The 19946-nt window shown below is 43.8% G+C and carries 18 protein-coding genes; 9 read left to right on the top strand and 9 right to left on the bottom strand.

Annotated features, from left to right (window positions below):
- Positions 1–959 precede the first annotated feature (959 nt).
- From rlmH to BLR84_RS22570, 4 genes are all read left to right on the top strand, one after another.
- Complete coding sequence (gene rlmH / locus BLR84_RS22585; RefSeq protein WP_090472526.1) at positions 960–1433, top strand: 23S rRNA (pseudouridine(1915)-N(3))-methyltransferase RlmH; 474 nt, start codon at positions 960–962, stop codon at positions 1431–1433.
- Between the two features lie 146 nt (positions 1434–1579).
- A complete protein-coding gene (locus BLR84_RS22580; protein ID WP_090472525.1) occupies positions 1580–2512 on the top strand; it encodes a cation diffusion facilitator family transporter in 933 nt (310 codons plus the stop codon).
- A gap of 4 nt (positions 2513–2516) precedes the next feature.
- A complete protein-coding gene (locus BLR84_RS22575) occupies positions 2517–2735 on the top strand; it encodes a hypothetical protein (RefSeq protein WP_090472524.1) in 219 nt (72 codons plus the stop codon).
- A 178-nt stretch (positions 2736–2913) separates the two neighbouring features.
- Positions 2914–3327 carry a Dabb family protein gene (locus tag BLR84_RS22570; protein WP_090472523.1) on the top strand — a complete coding sequence of 138 codons (414 nt, stop codon included), beginning with the start codon at positions 2914–2916 and terminating at the stop codon, positions 3325–3327.
- A 139-nt stretch (positions 3328–3466) separates the two neighbouring features.
- On the opposite strand, the gene BLR84_RS22565 is transcribed toward BLR84_RS22570, so the two are convergent.
- Both BLR84_RS22565 and BLR84_RS22560 read right to left on the bottom strand, forming a co-directional pair.
- A complete protein-coding gene (locus BLR84_RS22565) occupies positions 3467–3982 on the bottom strand; it encodes a DUF5606 family protein (protein ID WP_090472656.1) in 516 nt (171 codons plus the stop codon).
- Positions 3983–4066: 84 nt separating this feature from the next.
- Positions 4067–4504: a peptidylprolyl isomerase gene (locus BLR84_RS22560; RefSeq protein WP_090472522.1), complete on the bottom strand. Its 438-nt coding sequence runs from the start codon at positions 4502–4504 to the stop codon at positions 4067–4069.
- A gap of 263 nt (positions 4505–4767) precedes the next feature.
- On the opposite strand from BLR84_RS22560, the gene BLR84_RS22555 reads away from it, so the two are divergent.
- Entirely contained in the window at positions 4768–5949 is a 1182-nt protein-coding gene (locus BLR84_RS22555) for an asparagine synthetase B (protein WP_090472655.1), read from the top strand.
- A gap of 114 nt (positions 5950–6063) precedes the next feature.
- Here the strand turns inward: BLR84_RS22555 and BLR84_RS22550 are convergent, their stop codons facing one another.
- The 3 genes from BLR84_RS22550 to lpxK form a co-directional block, all read right to left on the bottom strand.
- Complete coding sequence (locus BLR84_RS22550; protein WP_255367023.1) at positions 6064–8169, bottom strand: putative porin; 2106 nt, start codon at positions 8167–8169, stop codon at positions 6064–6066.
- Between the two features lie 137 nt (positions 8170–8306).
- Positions 8307–9122 (bottom strand): purine-nucleoside phosphorylase, encoded by an 816-nt coding sequence (locus BLR84_RS22545; RefSeq protein ID WP_090472521.1) that lies wholly within the window; start codon positions 9120–9122, stop codon positions 8307–8309.
- Positions 9085–10149 (bottom strand): tetraacyldisaccharide 4'-kinase, encoded by a 1065-nt coding sequence (lpxK, locus tag BLR84_RS22540; protein ID WP_090472520.1) that lies wholly within the window; start codon positions 10147–10149, stop codon positions 9085–9087. Before lpxK ends, BLR84_RS22545 begins: the two co-directional genes overlap by 38 nt.
- Before the next feature lie 233 nt (positions 10150–10382).
- Here lpxK and BLR84_RS22535 point away from each other — a divergent pair, with 233 nt between their 5' ends.
- Together BLR84_RS22535 and BLR84_RS22530 are read left to right on the top strand one after the other, a co-directional pair.
- Positions 10383–11291, top strand: coding sequence for a serine hydrolase (locus BLR84_RS22535; RefSeq protein WP_090472519.1), 909 nt, complete (start codon positions 10383–10385; stop codon positions 11289–11291).
- 142 nt (positions 11292–11433) lie between these two features.
- The gene (locus BLR84_RS22530) at positions 11434–13797 is read left to right on the top strand and encodes a TonB-dependent receptor (RefSeq protein ID WP_090472518.1); all 2364 of its coding nucleotides are present in this window, start codon (positions 11434–11436) and stop codon (positions 13795–13797) included.
- A gap of 81 nt (positions 13798–13878) precedes the next feature.
- On the opposite strand, the gene purN is transcribed toward BLR84_RS22530, so the two are convergent.
- Both purN and BLR84_RS22520 read right to left on the bottom strand, forming a co-directional pair.
- Positions 13879–14457 (bottom strand): phosphoribosylglycinamide formyltransferase, encoded by a 579-nt coding sequence (purN, locus tag BLR84_RS22525; protein WP_090472517.1) that lies wholly within the window; start codon positions 14455–14457, stop codon positions 13879–13881.
- Positions 14458–14585: 128 nt separating this feature from the next.
- Positions 14586–15104, bottom strand: a complete 519-nt coding sequence (locus BLR84_RS22520; RefSeq protein WP_090472516.1) for a hypothetical protein — start codon at positions 15102–15104, stop codon at positions 14586–14588.
- A 173-nt stretch (positions 15105–15277) separates the two neighbouring features.
- Here BLR84_RS22520 and yiaK point away from each other — a divergent pair, with 173 nt between their 5' ends.
- Complete coding sequence (gene yiaK / locus BLR84_RS22515) at positions 15278–16267, top strand: 3-dehydro-L-gulonate 2-dehydrogenase (RefSeq protein ID WP_090472515.1); 990 nt, start codon at positions 15278–15280, stop codon at positions 16265–16267.
- A 318-nt stretch (positions 16268–16585) separates the two neighbouring features.
- On the opposite strand, the gene BLR84_RS22510 is transcribed toward yiaK, so the two are convergent.
- Together BLR84_RS22510 and panB are read right to left on the bottom strand one after the other, a co-directional pair.
- The gene (locus BLR84_RS22510; RefSeq protein ID WP_090472514.1) at positions 16586–17311 is read right to left on the bottom strand and encodes an RluA family pseudouridine synthase; all 726 of its coding nucleotides are present in this window, start codon (positions 17309–17311) and stop codon (positions 16586–16588) included.
- An 88-nt stretch (positions 17312–17399) separates the two neighbouring features.
- A complete protein-coding gene (gene panB, locus BLR84_RS22505) occupies positions 17400–18215 on the bottom strand; it encodes a 3-methyl-2-oxobutanoate hydroxymethyltransferase (RefSeq protein WP_090472513.1) in 816 nt (271 codons plus the stop codon).
- 325 nt (positions 18216–18540) lie between these two features.
- On the opposite strand from panB, the gene carA reads away from it, so the two are divergent.
- Positions 18541–19641 carry a glutamine-hydrolyzing carbamoyl-phosphate synthase small subunit gene (carA, locus tag BLR84_RS22500; RefSeq protein WP_090472512.1) on the top strand — a complete coding sequence of 367 codons (1101 nt, stop codon included), beginning with the start codon at positions 18541–18543 and terminating at the stop codon, positions 19639–19641.
- Positions 19642–19946: the final 305 nt, after the last annotated feature.

The following is a 19946-nucleotide window of genomic DNA, read 5'->3' as shown; positions in this document are numbered from 1 at the left end:
GCATAGTTGGCCAGGGTATTGCCTATTTTACCGGCAATCAGATCAGCCTTTTGGATGTATGCAGCTTTAGAAAAAACCAGGCCCATATTGATGAGGCCCACCAAAACGGCCGCCAGTCTTACTATCGGGAAAAACCAGGCCAATACCAACAGCCCGCTGAATAGGTAAGGAGCGATTTTGGTATAACGATCGAGCCATTTTTCGCCTGGCATATTCAGCGATAGGTACAGGTATTTGAAAAGATTCGGCAGTTGGTTAGCGTCTTGTTTCAGGGCAAATAATAAACGGGTCTGGATATCCAGTTTCCAGTTGTTTTTTGCGGCGATCTCCTGAACGGCGGCTTGTCGTGGAAGGATGATCTCTTTGGCCGATGGTTTATCGAACCAGTGTGCCAGCTTATTGTTGCCGGTTGAGGTGGCGGTACGATTTACCAGTTGATACAGCGAAGCATTGCCAAAAATATCAAGGTCAGCGGTGTAGTAATGTTTTTCGTTGGCAAACCGGGCTCCGTCATTATAAATGCTGGCATGGGTTTGTATGTTGTCGATCTCATTGAGGTTAACCTTTTGCAGATCTTCAAAATATTGTTTCTGGCGCTCATACTTGCTTTGGCGCGACACCAGCCAGGCAAAAGCGAAAACAAGTACTACAAATGCGCCAGCTACAATGCTGAAATTATCAAACTGCACGGCAACATAAATAGCTACTACAATAAGCGCGAAGATACTGAGCCGGAGCAGGGAGTAGGTATTGGCCAGTTTTTTGTATTTACCAGCTTCCTGACCGGCCGCTGCCGCACGTTGCTGATAATCATTAATAATATCCTGTTGCATGATTGCTGTTAAAAAATTTGTGGCTAAATAAACACATATATTTTAAATAAACGTTTATTTGGGAATTATTTAGCCTCACCGTTTAGGAGAGGGCAGGGTGAGGCCAAACGTTTATTTGTTCAATATATGAAGATCACTTTTTTAACCGTTGGTAAAACAGAAGATGCCTACCTAAAAGAGGGTATCGACAAATATGTAAAGCGCCTGAAGCATTACACCAAACTGGAACTGGTTGAAATTAACGAACTGAAAAATACCAAAGCCCTGAGTGCCGAACAGCAGAAAGCCAAAGAGGCTGAGTTGATACTTAAAAAAGTAACTCCGTTAGATCACCTGATACTGCTGGATGAAAAGGGTGTGGAATATTCATCAACCCAGTTTGCAGCTTATATCAATAAAAAAGAGATCAGCTCATCGGCCAATATGATATTTGTTATCGGCGGGCCTTATGGTTTTGATCAATCTGTTTACCAGCGGGCGAATGATAAAATATCCCTATCGCGGATGACCTTTTCGCACCAGATGGTACGCCTGTTTTTTGTGGAGCAGCTTTATCGCGCTTATACTATTATTAAAGGGGAACCTTATCATCATGAGTAGATGTGCAGATAAAAAATAATGCTCTAATCTTCCATTTGTTCTAACATTGTAATTGCTCGTGAAGTAACATAATAATCTGCACATCTGCATATTTGCACATCTGCACATTTTCTCCATCTGCACATCAAAAACCCTATCTTTGCTAAATGTCAGCAGGTCACGATCATTCACACGCGCACGGTCATCATCACCATGATCACGCTCCCAAGCTCGATCATTTGAATACCGCATTTATCGCCGGTATCATATTGAATTCTATTTTTATAGTAGTTGAGGTAATAGCCGGTTTAACAACACATTCTTTGTCGTTATTAACAGATGCCGGTCATAACCTGAGCGACGTGGCCTCTTTAGCTTTGGCTCTGCTGGCCTTTAAGCTCACTAAAGTGAGCGCCAATAGTAAATATACATACGGCTACAAACGGTCGACCATCATTGTGTCGTTTTTTAACGCGCTGATCCTGTTTGTGGCGGTAGGTTTTATCCTATATGAAGCCGTAGTTCGTTTTATGAACCCCGAAGTAGTATCTGGCGGTACCATGGCCTGGGTGGCTTTTATCGGTATTGCCATTAATGGTTTTACAGCCTGGCTTTTTGTAAAGGATAAGGATAAAGATTTGAACGTTAAAGGAGCCTATCTGCACATGGCTGTTGATGCCATAGTTTCATTTGGTGTGGTAGTATCTGGTTTGATCATCTATTTTACAAAGATCTATTGGATTGATAGTGTAGTGAGCGTAATTATAGGTATTGTGATACTACGTGGTACCTGGAGCCTGCTTAAGGACAGCCTGCGCCTGGAAATGGATGGCGTGCCTGCCGAAATGGACCTGGAAAAGATTAAAGCCGAACTCATGAAAGGCAAAGGCGTAGTTGATGTACACCACATGCACGTGTGGGCCCTCAGCACTACCGAAAACGCCCTGACCGCCCACCTGGTGATCAAGCCTGAATCAATGACTGATTTTGATAATATCAAACACGACCTGCGCCACCGCCTGGAACACCTCGATATAAACCACAGCACTTTTGAACCCGAATTTGCCGACGAAAAGTGCAAACAGCCGGAGTGTTTGTAAGGGAATGGAATACATTATTTACATAAAGCTCCTGGAAGAAGGAACGAATGTTTACAGGCCTGTTTCGGCAACAAAAATCGGGGAAAATGTATTTCAACTAAAAGGGTTTGATATCTATGATCCAGAAGATGAGATTTGGGAATTTTTACCGGGAAGTACGATTTTAGTTGAAGAACGGACTTTGAGTAATAAAAAAGTTCTTGTTGCCATGGCACAACATTAATCACCTACTTGCGCTCGTTTGTAACGAGTGCTTATTATGGCGCGGCGATTGCATCGCCATAGCGTTTAAAACGCTAATCTACGTTAAGCACTCGTTGCAAACGAGCGCAAGGCTAATAGATTATTGCTGTATAGGTTTCAAATAATTCTTACTAATTTGAGGCATTATTTAAGCTATCATGAGCACAACAAACAGACGCAAATTTATAACCACCACGGCTGCTTTGGCAGCCGGAACCATAGCAGCATCAGCCATGCCAACATCAGATTATCAAAAAGACGAATTTCCCGTAGTTCACCATGTATTTTTCTGGCTTAAAAATCCAGGTTCCATTGAGGACCGCGACAAGCTGGTAGCTGGCGTAAAAACCCTTGCCAAAATTGAAACCATCAAGAAAATAAAGGTAGGCGTTGTAGCCAGCACCGAAAAACGCGACGTGGTGGATAACAGCTGGGCAGTATCCGAACTCATGTTTTTCAGCGACCTGGCCGGGCAAGCTACTTATCAAACCCATCCCATACACCTGGAGTTCATCAAAAACTGCAGCCACTTGTGGGAAAAGGTTATTGTGTATGATGCGGTAGATGCATAAGTAACAAAAAATACGTCATTGCGAGGTACGAAGCAATCTCTAAGCTATACAGAGCGACTCTGTAAGTAGGGGATTGCTTCGTACCTCGCAATGACGTGATGGATATTGAATAAAGTATTGTAAATAAAAAAAGCCGAAGTTATTCGGCTTTTTTAGTGGCTTTTTTAGCTTTTGCTTTTGGTGCTGCGGCAGGTGCCGGTTCAGCAACTTCTTCAACAGCAACAGGAGTTTCAACAGCCGGAGCAGCAGCTTCTGCTGGGGCAACGGTTGGATCTGGCTCATTAAAAAGCGGCAGATCTTTTAGCAGTTGAAACCATGATATTACTTTTTTCATGTCTGAAGAGTAAACCTTCTCTTCGTCATGATCAGGGGCAACTTCAAAAAAGAAATCCCTTAATTTTTTACCGTCGGCTTTAGCGTCGGGGATGCTGGCAGCGCTTTTCATCTGCTCAAACACATCAGTCAGTTTAATATCGTCGTCAAGCCCAAAAATGGTGATCTCGCTCAGTGCCGCTAATTTAGCGGTCGACAGGTTGGCTACCAGTTTGGTTTTTTGCGCATCGAGGCTTTCCAGCACATAACCATTTTTGTTTTGCGCCAGGGCTTTCCATAAACCCGGTTTGCCCGATACTGCTACAATTCCTTGTAAATTCATTTGTTTTATCAGTTGTGAGTTTTGAGTATTGGGTTTTGAGTGAGGTATTAAACTCATCACTCAAAACTCCCAACTCTTTACTAATTAGTCTTCTATTACTTCGATGGTTAAAATTTTATCGCCCTGACGGATAGCGTCAACCACTTCCACGTTTTCAACCACTTTGCCAAAAACGGTATGGTTGCGGTCTAAGTGAGCAGTATTATCGCGGCTATGGCAAATGAAAAACTGTGAACTGCCAGTGTTACGACCAGCATGTGCCATTGAAAGCACACCACGATCGTGATATTGGTTATCGCCGGTTAGTTCGCAATCAATTTTTTGATCAGAGCCACCTGCACCGGTACCGGTTGGGTCGCCACCCTGAATTACAAAGTTTGGGATAACGCGGTGAAAGGTCACGTTGTCATAAAATTTTGATTTCGCTAATTTTAGAAAGTTAGCAACAGTATTTGGGGCATCTTTGTCGAAAAACTCAACAGTCATATCGCCCTTTTCGGTTTTGATAATCGCTTTGCTCATTTTATTTGTTTTTTGGAAAACAGTTGGCAAAGGTAATAATTTTGAGATGAAAGGGAAAAGGCTTAAAGCGAAAAGGTTAAGGCCTAAAGCTTTTTATATCATCATTGATATGCGGTAATACATTAAACGTTTATTCGTTACATTTGAATAGTAGCATCGTAATATATCTGCAAGTGAATATCAAAAAATATAGCAAATACCTTTTAGCTTTTTCCTTTCTCCTTTTACCTGTTTTTGTAAAAGCCGCTTCTATATTGATCCCGATGGATGATGAGCAGAAAGATCACCTCAAATCATACGGTATCGCTTTCTGGACGCTGAAGAACGGTGAAGAGGTGGATTGGCTGTTGAACTATCGCGGTGGCAGCTTTATGATGAAGTACGACCCTAAGATAGAGGAGGAGTGCAAAGTTCGCGGGGTAAGCTACCAGGTGCTGGCCGATGCCAAGGTAAACGAAATACTGACCGAAGTAAGCGATCCATCGGTTAATATGGATGTGATCAAACTGGAAAAAGCACCCAAAATGGCGGTGTATTCGCCGAAGAACAAACTACCCTGGGATGATGCCGTAACCCTGGTATTAAAATATGCCGAGATACCTTATGATGTGGTTTATGACGAAGAAGTAATTCGCGGCGACTTACCCAAGTACGATTGGCTGCACCTGCACCATGAGGATTTTACGGGCCAATACAGTAAGTTTTACGGAGCCTTCCGCTTTGCCCAATGGTATACCGACGATGTAAAAGGACAGGAAGAACTAGCTCACAAGCTAGGCTTTAAAAAGGTATCAAAGATGAAGCTGGCGGTTGCTAAAAACATCCGCGATTTTTGCGCCGGCGGGGGCTTCTTGTTCGCGATGTGCTCGGGTACAGATACCTTTGATATTGCCCTGGCTGCTGCCAATACCGATATCTGCGAAAACATGTTCGACGGTGATTCTGCCGATCCGGATGCACAATCAAAACTGGATTTTACGCAAACATTCGCTTTTCAGAACTTTACGCTGGATATGAACCCCATATCGCATCAGTTCAGCAATATTGATGTGACCAGCACCCGCCAGGTTGATCGCACACGTGATTTTTTTACGCTGTTTGATTTTTCGGCCAAGTGGGATGTGGTACCCAGCATGCTTACACAGGATCATGACAAAGTGATCAAAGGCTTTATGGGATTGACAACCGCCTTCAACAAAAGTATGCTGAAGCCCGGCATAACCATCATGGGCGAAATGAAAACGGCTAACGAGGCCCGTTATATCCATGGCGAATATGGCAAAGGGCAATGGACATTCTATGGCGGTCATGACCCCGAAGATTACCAGCATGCTGTAGGCGATCCACCAACCGATCTGAAGCTGCACCCCAACTCGCCAGGCTACCGGCTGATCCTAAACAATGTATTGTTCCCGGCAGCCAAAAAGAAGAAACAGAAAACGTGAGTTTAGTTGGCAGTATTCTTTAGTTTGCAGTCTCCAGTTGGCAGTTTGCAGCGAATATTCATCAAAGTAAACTGCAAACTGATAACCGCCCACTGCAAACTGGCAACTGCCTACTTAATTATAGAACGTCCAGCTTACACCGAACTTAATGAGGTGATCCTGTTGCGGATAGCGGTTCACGGTATAATAGCCCTTGCTTGACAAGCCCTGGTTGGCATAATCATACATCAGGAATAAATTGGTACGCTGCAGGGTAGCTTTGAAATATACCGATGCTATTGGATACGATGAAAAAGTAACATTAGGTCCGTTATAAAACTGGCCTAAGCCCACCGCGTATGACGGCGCCACATACTCTGAATTATAACGCACATTGATCCCAACGGCCGATTGCAATACATTAAAAAATGTCTTGGTCAGGTATAGGTTACTATACGTATATATTTCGGGTGTACGAAGGGTTGATTGATAATCGGTTTTTTGATAAACTACGTAATTATCAAAATGCAAGTTGCGCCATTTTAAACTTTTGCCAACGCTTATTTTCAGCAAGTTGATGTCGTTACCCAGCTGTGCCGGGTGGGCGTCGTTACCGCCATCCTGCGCTGTAAAATACAGGTAATTAGATATTAAAAAATACTCCACCTTTACATCAAACTGTAAGGGGGCGTTAATATAATTGAAGGATAAACTGGTGGTTTTTTGATTGCTGAAATTATTATGAAAAATATAATGATTGGATATCCAGTCGGTATATACCAGCGGCGGCGAACTGTTTTGGGTATAAGCCTCCAAAACAACTTTGCCTACGCGGCCGCCCCCGGCCAGGTTAAGTTTGGCATCGTACAAATAATTGCCAAAATCACGCCCCTGCACTATCTGCCTGAAATCGGCATCCAAACCTATACGGTCGCTGAAACGGTAACCCAGTTTAGCTTTTAACGTAATATCCTGAAAAGTGGTGTTTTGTACCCTGTCCTGGTGAATGTATTTGGCGCCGTACTGGTTTAATGCGGTATCACTTACAAATTGCGCGTAATGCCAAAAATCATGTACCAGTCCAAGATCCAGCTTTAGCTCATTTTTGACAAACTTGACCGATTTGCTGCGCAGATAAAAGCTGTACGAAAACTCATTCTGAATGTGTGTGTATACCGTCGAATCGCGCGACCGGTTACTGCTGTAGTAATAATCAGGGAATACGTTGTAGGTATCAACCCCGCTCTCGATATAGTTATACCGGCCATTTTTGATGTTCAGCGTATGTGATACACGTTGGGTAGGTAAAACCTTGGAGTTCTCTTTGCCCTTATTTAAGCTGTCAATACGGCCCAGGTAGTAAAACTGTTTAATATATATGCCCTTATCGTTCCAGTTCTCGTAGCTGTTAGGTAAACGCACAGGGGCATTTGCTTTAAAAAATACGGTACCTGGCGGGCTTGTAAAAACATTATCATTTAAAATAGACCCGGTTTCGGGAGCTTTTAGGTTGTTAAATGTGGCATTTGCCAGCAGGTTATAACGTTTGCTTTTCGACTCGTACCAGGTAAATATGGCAGCGTTCAAACCGCTTACATTTTGGCCCAGCACGCTGCTGTTGCTGTAAAAACCTTTGGAGCCGTTAAAGTTTAAATTGAAGCCCACATTCCAGTTGGGTTTAATGTTTTGGGTATGGATCACTTTAAACAGCTGCTCGGCCGAACTGCCAAAACCATTAAAAAGCGATAAGTTGGAATAGGCTACCCGGGTGTTATAATAATTGATATCCTGCGGTTGCAGCGTGTAAATATCAAGGGCGTGCATGCCCATATCAAAACCAATGGTTTTAACCGGTTCAAACAGCAGGCTTCTTTGCGATAGCCCGGTATAGCCCAGGTGTATGCGCGGGTTGCGGGGATCAAGCAATGGACTATAGTTTTCAAAACGGCTTATACCCGTGTCAATAGCAAATGTTTGGGTGCTGTCGTTAAGCAACAACTCGTTGGTTACGCGAATGAATTTTGAATTGTAAATTACCGAATCGTGCTTGTTCTCTTCTTTTTTACGCAGACTGTCCAGCAATTCGTCATCACTCACCTGCCTGGTTTGTTTGAGGGTATCCCGGGTAGGTAAAGTTCGTTGGCGGCCCGTTTGGTTATATTGCGCAAACGCGCTATGTACCGATATGCACAGCAGGAACAATAAAATATATTTAAATGGCTTACGCTGTTTTAGAGTCAAGATATGAGAATCAGGAATCAAGACAGAAGCCTCCTCATGTAAACGATGATGCGGTGATGTCCTGTTAAAATATTTTCTTTTATTCACTTTAAAAACTCTTTTCTTGATTCTAATATCTTGACTCTTGGTTCTTATCTCTAACTGCCGGCTATCAGTTCTTTAAGTATCAATGTTAGTTTGGGTTCGGCCTCTTCGGCAATTTTTATAATATCTTCAATCACAACAGGCGCAAGCTCATCATTAAAACCTTCGTCGGTTAATACCGATATCGCGAATACAGGCAGCCCCATATGGTTAGCCACTATAACTTCGGGTACGGTGCTCATGCCAACGGCATCGCCGCCAATAATTTGTAAATACTTGTATTCTGCTTTGGTTTCCAGATTTGGGCCGGTAACAGCTACATAAACTCCTTTATGGCAAATAATATTGTTGGCCTTTGCTATTGTTAATGCTTTATCAATCAATGTACGCTGATACGGCTGGCTCATATCCGGAAAACGGGGACCCAGTTCATTATTATTACGCCCAACCAATGGGTTTTGCGGTTGCAGATTAATATGATCGGCAATAATCATCAGGTCGCCCTTTTTAAAATCGGGGTTAAGCGAGCCACTGGCGTTTGAAACAAACAATGATTTAATGCCCAGGTATTTCAACACCCTCACCGGAAAAGTGATCTGCTGCATGCTATAGCCTTCGTAATAATGCAAACGGCCCTGCATGGCTACAACCTTTTTACCGGCCAGCGTACCAAAAATTAATTTACCCGAATGAAATTCCAGTGTCGAGATCGGAAAATCGGGTATGTTGGAGTACATCAGTTGTTTTTCAACCTCTATTTCTTTTACCAGGCCGCCAAGACCGGTGCCTAAAATAATGCCTATTTCTGGTTCAAAATCGCCAATGCGGCTTTTAATGTATTGGGCTGTGCTTTGAATATTTTCTAACATAATCTGTTACTAATTTATCAAACTGTTTTTGTTGGTTATTTAAAAACTCAATACCTATAGGTAATACCAAAATATTAAGTTTTTTCACCACCTGCTGCAGATCCTGTTCCCCTAAACGCTGTGCGTCCTTTTCTGTTGTGATGATCAGTTTTTTTTGTGCAGTGCAGGCCAAAAAATCATCGGCAAGTTTACTGATATTTTTTAAGCTAAACTGATGATGATCGGGATATTTATGATGGATGATGTGCGTTGTTTGCTTTTTTAAATGCTCCAGCAAAGGATGAGCGTTTGCTATCCCGGTAAGCAGGAATACCGTTGTGGTATCATCGATAGCGGTATTGGTAGCCTGCCCGTTCATATCCTGAAGCGGTAAATAGCTTATCGATGTAAAAAAAACGCTCTGATGTGGTAGTGGATTTATTCGCTTGATAACAGCTGCTTGTTGTTCGGGATCCAGAGTCGCAGGGCATTTGCTGATCACCAAAATATCGGCACGTTTGCGCCCTGTAAAAGGTTCGCGCAGGTTGCCTGCGGGTAATAGCAAGCGTGGTTCATTAACCCGGTTATAGTCAAATAGCAAAATATTGAAACTCGGTTTAACGGCCCGGTGCTGGTAAGCATCGTCCAGAATAATCAGATCATGTGATGCCTGTAATTGTTCGATCCCTTCTACCCGTTTTTCGGCCACGGCAATGGTAACGCTGGGGAACTTGTTTTTGAACTGAGCCGGCTCATCGCCAATGTCCGAAGCTTGCGTATGGGTATTAGCTACCATAAAACCTGTTGTTTTACGGCCATAGCCCCGACTTAAAGTTGCCAGTTTATAATTGCCTTTCAACAAACGGATCAGGTATTCTGTCATCGGGCTTTTGCCAGCACCACCCACATCCAGGTTGCCTACGGCGATCACAGGCATGTTAAACGACCTGCTCTTAAATATCCCGGTGTTATAACACCAGTTGCGGATAACCACCGCCAGGCCATATAGCAACGAGAAAGGAAATAAAAGCCAGCGGAGGTATATCATAGGTGGATAAATGTCGACATGATTTTGGGACTTGAAAAAACGGGTGTCATGCTGAGCTTGTCGAAGTATGGTGGGCAAGCCTCTCCGCACGATCCTTCGACAAGCTCAGGATGACAGGTCTTTCCCTGAAACGCGGTGACATTTTTATTCATTTAGCCTTATAATATCAAAAAAACAAATCTAAATATTTTTGAGCCCATTTTTATAACTTAGTGTTCCAACCATTATTTCCGATGAAATTCAAACTACTCACTCTTTTCTTATTTGCGACTTCAATCGCCTTCGCCCAAACAGATCGTAAGCTTACGCAACAGCTTAATGACGCGGTGAAGGGATTTCATGGTCAGGTAGGCATCTATGTGCAAAACCTTAAAACCGGCAAAACCGCGTCCATTAATGCCGATACCTTGTTCCCTACAGCCAGTATGATCAAGGTAAGCATTCAATGTGGTTTGATGGATAAAATTGAAAAGGGAGAGCTGCAATACAATCAAAAACTGGTTTACCGCGATTCGCTGTTGTACAAAGGCGAGGATATATTGGGCTCGTTTAAAGATAAAGACACCATCCAGCTAAGCAAGGTGGCCCTGCTTATGATCACCATGAGCGATAATACAGCAAGCACCTGGTTGCAAAAGCTGGTAGGTGGCGATTATATCAACAACTGGCTGCAGCAAAATGGGTTTAAGGTAATGCGAGTGAACTCCCGGGTACCCGGGCGCGAAGCTATCCGCAGTATTTATGGTTGGGGTGTAAGTACGCCGTTTGAAATGTGCCGCCTGTTCACCATGATTAGGCAAGGTAAGGCTGTTAGTCCGGCTGCCAGCGAGCGTATGAGCCGTAACATGGCACGTATTTACTGGGACGAGAAAGCGCTATCGCAGATACCACCTTATGTGCAAACCATATCTAAACAGGGCGCCGTTGATGCCGCGAAATCAGAAACCGTGCTTGTAAGTGCCCCTCATGGCGATTATGTATTTTCTATCATGACCAATCATAACACCGACCAGCGCTGGGTACCTGACAATGAAGCCAGCGTACTCATCAAAAAGATATCGGCCCTGCTATGGCACTATTTTGAGCCCGGCAGCAATTGGAAACCTGCCGAGGGGATTGATAAGTATATGAAGAATGAGTAGTGCTGAATCAGGAGTTTTAAGTCTCAAGCTTTAAACACATTTCAGTAATATTTCTGTTCCCTGCTTCTAATATGCAGGCCGTTTTATTATAATTGGAAAATATATCAATGTGTTTATCTGACACCTGCCAATTGCTGCCTTTATGATGAAAACAATATTTACTTTATTAATACTATTCCTGCTTGCTGTTACTGTAAAAAGCCAAACCCGCGCCAATTTATCTGGCACAGTGACTGACGATAAAACACAGGCCGTAGCCGGTGCTTCGGTTTATTTGCTCAATACCAATTACCATACTATTGCCGATAAAAACGGGAAATTTGTATTCAGAAACCTGGATGCCGGTACTTACACCCTGCATATCAGCGCGGTAGGTTATGCCGCCAAAAATCAGGAGGTAAAGGTTGGCGTTGGCAATCAATCCATCGATATACAATTAAAAGATGCGGCTAACCAGTTGGACGAGGTTACCGTAACCGCCCAAAAATATGAGGAAGACGCTCAGCGTGTACCTATCAGTATTTCCACCTTAACAGCAAAACAGATACGTGATTACCGCCTGTGGGATCTTAAAGATTTGACCGCTATTGCACCCAACCTTAATTCGGCCGGTCCGGGCGATAACCGCACGGTGAGTGGTATAAGAGGTATCGTCACTACTTCATACGATCCGGCGGTAGCTACTTATGTAGATGGCGTAAATCAATATGGGCTTGATACCTACATTCCCCAGTTGCTGGATGTGGAAAGGATAGAAGTTTTACGGGGCCCACAGGGAACGCTTTACGGCCGTAATGCCACCGGCGGGGTTATCAATATCATCACCAAACAACCTACCAATACTATAAGCGGTTTTGCCGGACTCGATTTTGGTAACTACGGGCAGCAGCGCTATACCCTGGGCCTGCGCGCTCCGCTTATTAAAGACAAACTATTTTTAGGCGTTGCCGGTGTTTATTCGGGCTTTAATGGTTTTTATACCAATACCTTTAACAATACCCATTTTGATAAGCAGCATTTCTTTTTAGGTAACTACTACCTCAAATTCCTGGCTACCTCCAAACTGGCGTTGACCTTAAATGTTAAAAATTATAATAACCGCAATAATGGCGCTTTCCCGCTGGCAGGTTCACCGGCTGATGCCCTGAGCGATCCGTTTAAAGTAGATCAGAACGCGACCACCAAAATGATCGATAATACTTTCCAGTCGTCGCTGGCTATTAGTTATGCCGGGCGCGATTTTAACTTTACCTCCCAGTCGTCATACCAGGTTAATAACCGGTATTATACCACGCCAATTGACGGTGATTTTTCGGCCATCGACGGTATCTCGATCATCAATAATTATGGCGGCGACTGGAACAAAGTGAAAACCGGGATACAGGAATTTCGGTTTACTTCGCCGGCCTCATCAACCTCGGCTTTAAAGTGGACAGCCGGCACTTATGGTTTTTACCATTATGCACCTAACCGCCAGGGTACCCATTTTGGTGCCGATGCGGCTGCCGTAGGCTCACCCATGACAGATTTCACCAGCATCAATACCAATACTGATCGTAATTTAGGTGTAGCCGTTTATGGCCAGGCAACATATACTATAAGCCCCGAATTTGATATTACCGCCGGGCTGCGTTATGACCACGAACATAAGAAAGAAAGCATACTGGGCGAATTTCAGCCCGATGGACAGGCGGCTATCGTAACCCGTTCAGATACCTCGTCAAAAGCCAACTTCAATGCCTTTTCACCAAAACTGAGTGTGGCTTATCATCTTTCGGCCAACAATAACTTGTATGCCAGTTACAGCCGGGGCTTTAGGGCTGGGGGTATTACGGAGTTGGGGTCTGACCCATCGCAGCCACCGTTGTATACTTTTAAACCCGAGTACAGTAATAACTATGAAATAGGTTCGAAAAATAATTTTTTGGATAACAAACTGCGCGTAAACATTACCGCGTTTTATACGCGGGTAACCAATGCGCAGGTGCCCACGCTGATATTGCCTGATGCCATTACCGTTACCAAAAATGCAGGCAAGCTAAGCAGCAAAGGCGCCGAACTTGAGTTGGGTGCCACGCCCGTGAAAGGCCTGTCAGTTGATTATAACTTTGGCTATACCCATGCCCGTTATACCAGCCTGGCAGTAGGTAACAATGGACAAATTGTCGATCTTAAAGGGAATCGCCAGATATATACGCCTGATATTACTTCCATGATGGCTGTACAATACGGCTATGAGCTGAGTGGACCTCAAAAAGTGAAACTGGTTGCACGTGGCGAATGGCGCTACCTGGGCGATCAGTATTTTGACCTGGCCAACCAGATAGAGCAAAAAGCCTATAGTAAGTTTAACGCGAGGATCGGGGTGGATACCAAAAACTTCAGCCTGTTTTTCTGGGAGAGCAATATCGCCAACAAAAAGTATATCGATTATGCCTATGACTTCGGGGCATCTCATTTAGGTAACCCGCGTACTTATGGCGTATCGTTAAGCACGAATTTTTAAGTCTTGAGTTCTGAGTCTTGAGTTCATTACTTAAGACTCTTTTCTAACTTAGGACTCGAGACTTAAGACTCAGAACTTGAATTAACTTTTCATCTTCTTCAACAAAGCCTCTACCACCTTAGGGAAATGATGATGCTCCAGCTGCTGACCTTTGAATTTAACCATTTCCAGGTTGTCGCCCGGCTCAATCCTGAATTTAGATTGATGGATGATCTCGCCTTCATCAAACTGCTCGTTCACAAAATGTATGGTAATACCGCTTTCCTCTTCGCCGGCTTCCAGGATGGCTTTGTGCACATGATCGCCATACATGCCTTTGCCACCATATTTGGGAAGCAGGGCAGGGTGAAGGTTAATGATCTTGTTGGGGAAGGCTTTTAATAACGATGCGGGAACCAGCCATAAAAAGCCTGCCAGTACAATAAGGTCAACCTGCAGGTTTTTAAGTAGTCTGATCACATCGTCGGTTTCAAAAAATTCATGCCTGGTAAATATGTGCGATGGTACTTCAAAATTATCGGCTCGTTGTAATACATAAGCCTGGGGATTATTGGTGAGTATCAGCACTACTTCGGCATCGGCATTGCGTTTAAAGTGCTCCATTAACTTTTGGGCGTTTGACCCTGAACCTGAAGCAAAAATGGCAATTCGTTTCTTCATTAAAATTGGGGGCTTTTCAAAGGTGATGATGTTACCTGTAAATGTTTATTTATAGGGATTTGTTTTATGCTGCTGGTAATTTTATTATAAAAAATCACTGGTATCATAATCCAAATATAAAAGTTTACTTATTGTGTTAGTGCTTTTTGCTTGATAAATCCGTACCGCACAATTCTTCGTCTTTTGGTTGATGAATAATTCGGCTCTACATCCCCGGTTTGCAATACCAGGGAGTAAATCCCTAGTGTATATATCTGTGCATTGGTAAAAGGCTGCGTTTGTTTTATAACCCCTTTGTTGCCGGTAGTATCTTTGCAGGTCATATCTGAAGTAAAGAAAAGCCGGTTGGGGGTAAGTGTCCAGGTGCCGGTTGTATTTTGGGCCAGGCAGGCAAAATTTACAAATGTGCAGGTATTGTTGGTATTGAAAGTAAATGTCTGGGTCGAGTCGCAGCCAACGTATAAGGTATCCGCAGTGCCAATCTGAGCATCGCCTACAAAGTTAGTAACCTGTACATTGGCCAGCAGCCAGGTGCCGGTTGTGAGCAAACGCGGTATATTACTGTTGGCATCCTTTTTACATGAATTACTCAACAGGTTAATAATAACTAAGCCTAAAACAAAAACTAACGGGGTTTTATTTTTCATAGAAAATATGCAGGCAAAAATAAATATTCCCGGTTATTAGTTGGCAACCAGGATGTAATAATAACTCTTTTAAATGGAAATTATTTTAATAAGCTATTCGAGCCTTTTATCTCCGGAAAACGAAACAGGATTCGGCTGTTTTATTTTTACTTTTGACTTTTTATTTACCTACCATGCGTATACCTTTTGAAAAACTGAAAGCTGAATTTAAACGGATCCTGACCGGTATTGATTTTACCGATGAAAAGGCCGAAAAGTGTGCAGCCATTTTTGCCGAAAACAGCAGGGATGGTGTGTATACACACGGCCTTAATCGTTTCCCGGTTTTTGTACAGCATGTAAAAGATGGCCTGGTAAAACCAGCCGAAGAACCCATAAAAGAAGGAGGCTTAGGCGCTATTGAACAATGGGATGGTAATTATGGTCCGGGAATGTTGAATGCGCGTATCTGTATGAACCGGGCTATTGAACTGGCGCGCGATAACGGTATAGGCTGTGTAGCTATCAAAAATACCAATCATTGGATGCGCGGCGGCACTTACGGCTGGCAGGCTGCCGAGGCCGGTTATATAGGTATCTGTTTTACCAATACCATTGCCAATTTACCACCCTGGGGCGGGCTAGACCCGCGTTTGGGTAACAACCCATTGGTGATAGCCGTGCCCCGCAAAAACGGGCATGTAGTGCTGGATATGGCCATATCGCAATACGCGGTTGGTAAGCTATACCAATATAAATCAAGAGGAGAACAATTGCCGCTGCCCGGTGGCTACGATAGCGAAGGGCATTTGAGTACCGATGCCGCAGCCATTTTGCAGTCGGAGCGTTTACTACCGGTTGGCTTTTGGAAAGGTTCCGGACTTTCGCTGGTGCTTGATCTGCTGGCTACGGTTTTAAGTGGCGGTAACTCCACCGCCAGGATCACCGCCAATGGCAAAGAGGCCGGTATCTCACAAGTATTTATCTGCATAAAACCAAAGAACGACGACCATACCGCTGCCCTCATCGAGGAGATCATCAGCTATACCAAAACCAGCAGACCCGAACATGCCGGAACAACCATCTCCTACCCCGGCGAAAACACACTGAAAACACGTGCGCAAAATTTAAAAGAAGGTGTTTTGGTGGATGAAAAGATCTGGAATACGGTGCTGGGACTGTAGAGGGAGTCAAGAGATAAGAGTCAAGAATCAAAAGTGGGGAACGTGCGATTCCTTCCTTGGGGAAGGGGAGGAAGGGGTTTGTAAAGTAATACAGATCCGTACCATGCGTATAAACTTTTCCCTGCCTATAGTGGCGCAAGTCTTGTGTGATGGATTGGGGTAAAGGCTGACTTGTGACTTCACCTCGCTGTATTGTATACAAGCACAAGTCATCAGCCCACCTGCAACCACACAAGACTTGCGCTAAAAGGGGTGGTCGGTGTTATCACCGCACCCCCTTTTAATCCTGCTTCTTGATTCTTATCTCTTGATTCTCTCCTAAGCCCCAATCATCATACCCTCAAACTTTTCCCAGAAACCATCGTGCGGAACGGGGGCTATGATGGTTACCGGCTCATTTTTAACCGGGTGAATAAAAGTTAATTTACGGGCATGCAGGCAAATACTTTTGCGCAGGCTGCCGCGGGGGTAGCCATATTTGTTATCGCCAACAATGGGTGTGCCCAAGGTTGAAAGCTGCACCCTGATCTGGTGCGGGCGACCGGTTATCGGGTCAACTTCAATGAGGTAATAGCCATTAAGTTCGGCAACCAGCTTGTAATGCAGTTCGGAGCGTAAACTGCCCTGTACTTCTTTATCATGCGCCTTGGTTACATTTTTTTGCGAGTTTTTTACCAGCCAGTGTACCAGTGTACCTGCCTCGGGTTGGGGGCGTTTGCGCACTACGGCATAATAGGTTTTATGCATATCACGGGCCTTGAACATTTTGTTGATCCTGTCGAGCGCTTTGCTGGTTTTGGCAAACAAGATAACACCGCTTACGGGGCGGTCCAGCCGGTGTACCACGCCTAAAAACGCGCCGTTGGGTTTGTTGTATTTTTGGGCGATGTATTTTTTAACCTTTTCATCCAGCGGTTCATCGCCGGTTTCATCAACCTGTACAATATCACCGGCACGTTTGTTCACGGCAATAAGGTGATTGTCCTCATAAAGGATATCCTTATCGGTAATATCGTAGCTGGTATAATTAAATTCGGGACGCATTTTTTGTTTAGTTCATGGTTCATAGTTGATGGTTCATGGGAGCTTCAAAATTGGCTATGAACAATGAACCATCAACTATGAACTGGTTTTAGTATTGTTCCTGTTCGTTCGGGAAACTTTTTGATTTAATGTCGCCAACATAATTTTTGATGGCACCGTTCATCTGGTCGTACAAATTGGCATACTGGCGTAAAAAGCGGGGTTTAAAGCCTTTGTTAATACCCAGCATGTCATGTATCACCAGCACCTGGCCATCGCAATGCTGCCCGGCGCCTATGCCTATAATAGGTATCTGTACGCTTTCGGCAACTTCTTTGGCCAGTTTGGCGGGGATCTTTTCAACTACAATAGCAAAGCAGCCCAGTTCCTGTAAGGTAAGAGCATCTTCGCGTAATTTCTGTGCTTCGGCATCTTGTTTGGCGCGAACGGTGTAGGTGCCAAATTTGTAAATAGATTGTGGTGTTAAGCCCAGGTGACCCATCACCGGTATGCCGGCGGTGAGTATACGGGTTACCGATTCGGCTATTTCAATACCACCTTCCATTTTTACGCCGTGGGCTCCCGATTCTTTCATGATACGGATGGCCGAGTTGAGGGCCTCTTTGGAGTTACCCTGGTAGGAACCAAAAGGCAGATCGACGATCACGAGCGCGCGTTTGGCCGCACGCACTACCGATGAAGCGTGATAGATCATCTGATCAAGCGTTATAGGCAGGGTAGTTTCATGACCGGCCATTACGTTCGAAGCCGAATCGCCCACCAGGATGATGTCCATCCCGGCATCGTCAACAATAGCTGCCATGGAATAATCATAAGCGGTAAGCATGGCAATTTTCTCGCCACGGTTCTTCATTTCCTGCACAATATGTGTAGTGATCCTTTTAACTTCTTTATGTATTGACATCGATAAATATGTTTCTGGTATGCAAAGGTAAAAATTGAACAACACGAATTACACGAATTGCATCGAATTACACGAATAGATGATATTAATTAAAAAATAGTTCAAATTGGCATGGATTTACTATAAACGAGGATTTGACGGCTATATATATCATTTCGTGAAATTCGTTATTTGTAAATTAGTGAAATTCGTGTTATAATTTCCAAATAAAACTGTACTTTTGCGGCGTGAATCAGGAAGTTCCTTACTTCGATATTTCTATTAGTTTTCACGGGGCTTTGAACCAGGCGATCCGATTTATTAATCCTTTCAATTTTTTTGATAAATGACTTACCTCACCAAATTACCGGCTGTACTATTACTTGATGATGGAACCGTTTTTTACGGTAAAGCCGCAGGAAAGATAGGTACCACTACCGGCGAAATATGCTTTAATACCGGGATGACCGGTTACCAGGAAATTTTTACCGACCCATCATACTTTGGGCAGATCATGGTGGCTACCAACGCGCATATCGGTAACTATGGTATTACCCATGAGGAGGTTGAATCTGGAAATATCCAGATTGCCGGTTTGGTTTGTAAAAACTATAACATAGCCTACAGTCGTAAACAAGCCGATGAATCGATACAAGATTATTTCCAGGAACAAAACCTGGTAGGTATATCTGATGTGGATACCCGTCAGCTGGTACGCCATATCCGTGATAAAGGCGCTATGAATGCCATCATATCTTCGGAAATCCTGGATATTAATGAACTTAAAGCTAAGCTTGCCCTGGTGCCATCGATGGACGGGTTGGAGCTATCTTCAAAAGTATCTACTACCCAAACTTATACCTTTGGCGATGAGAGCGCGAAATACCGCGTAGCTGTGCTCGACCTGGGTGTGAAGAAAAACATCCTGCGCAATTTTGATGATCGCGATGTTTACGCCAAGGTTTTCCCGGCCAAAACCACCTTCGAAGAAATGGAGCAAGATTTTGCCCCAACCGGTTATTTTATATCAAACGGCCCCGGCGATCCGTCGGCTATGCCTTATGCCATTGAGACGGTTAAAAAAGTTTTAGCTTCTGAAAAACCGATGTTCGGTATCTGTTTAGGTCACCAGTTGCTGGCTTTGGCAAACGATATCCCAACCAAAAAAATGTTTAATGGTCACCGCGGCTTAAATCACCCGGTAAAAAATATTATTATCAATCACTGCGAGGTAACTTCACAAAACCACGGTTTTGGTGTAGTGCCTGAGGCTGTACGCGCCTCTGACAAGGTTGAGATCACCCACGTGAACCTGAACGACCAGTCGATAGAAGGTATCCGTGTAAAAGACAAAAAAGCGTTTTCGGTACAATATCACCCGGAATCATCCCCGGGCCCGCACGATTCAAGATACCTGTTTGATGATTTTATCAAACTGATGTCTTAAAGATGTGCGGATGTGCATATTTCAAATGTGCAGATGATAAAAAAAGCCTTTCAAGTTTAGCTTGAAAGGCTTTTTTGTTTTGGGGTATAATCGAGGGAACGAATCCATAAAAAAACGCGTCATTGCGAGGTACGAAGCAATCTCTAAGCTATACAGAGCGAACCTGCTTATCGGGGATTGCTTCGTACCTTACAGCAATGACGCGCGGGGGAAATGTCCTGTGAATAGGCGGGTGTCTTTGCTCCAAAAATTCCATAGTCCAAAGCCCTTGTTCCTTACTCCAAAAATTTGTATATTTATATCAC

The organism is Mucilaginibacter sp. OK268 (assembly GCF_900103125.1).
Classification (GTDB): domain Bacteria; phylum Bacteroidota; class Bacteroidia; order Sphingobacteriales; family Sphingobacteriaceae; genus Mucilaginibacter.
This window is presented reverse-complemented; position numbering and strand designations above follow the sequence as displayed.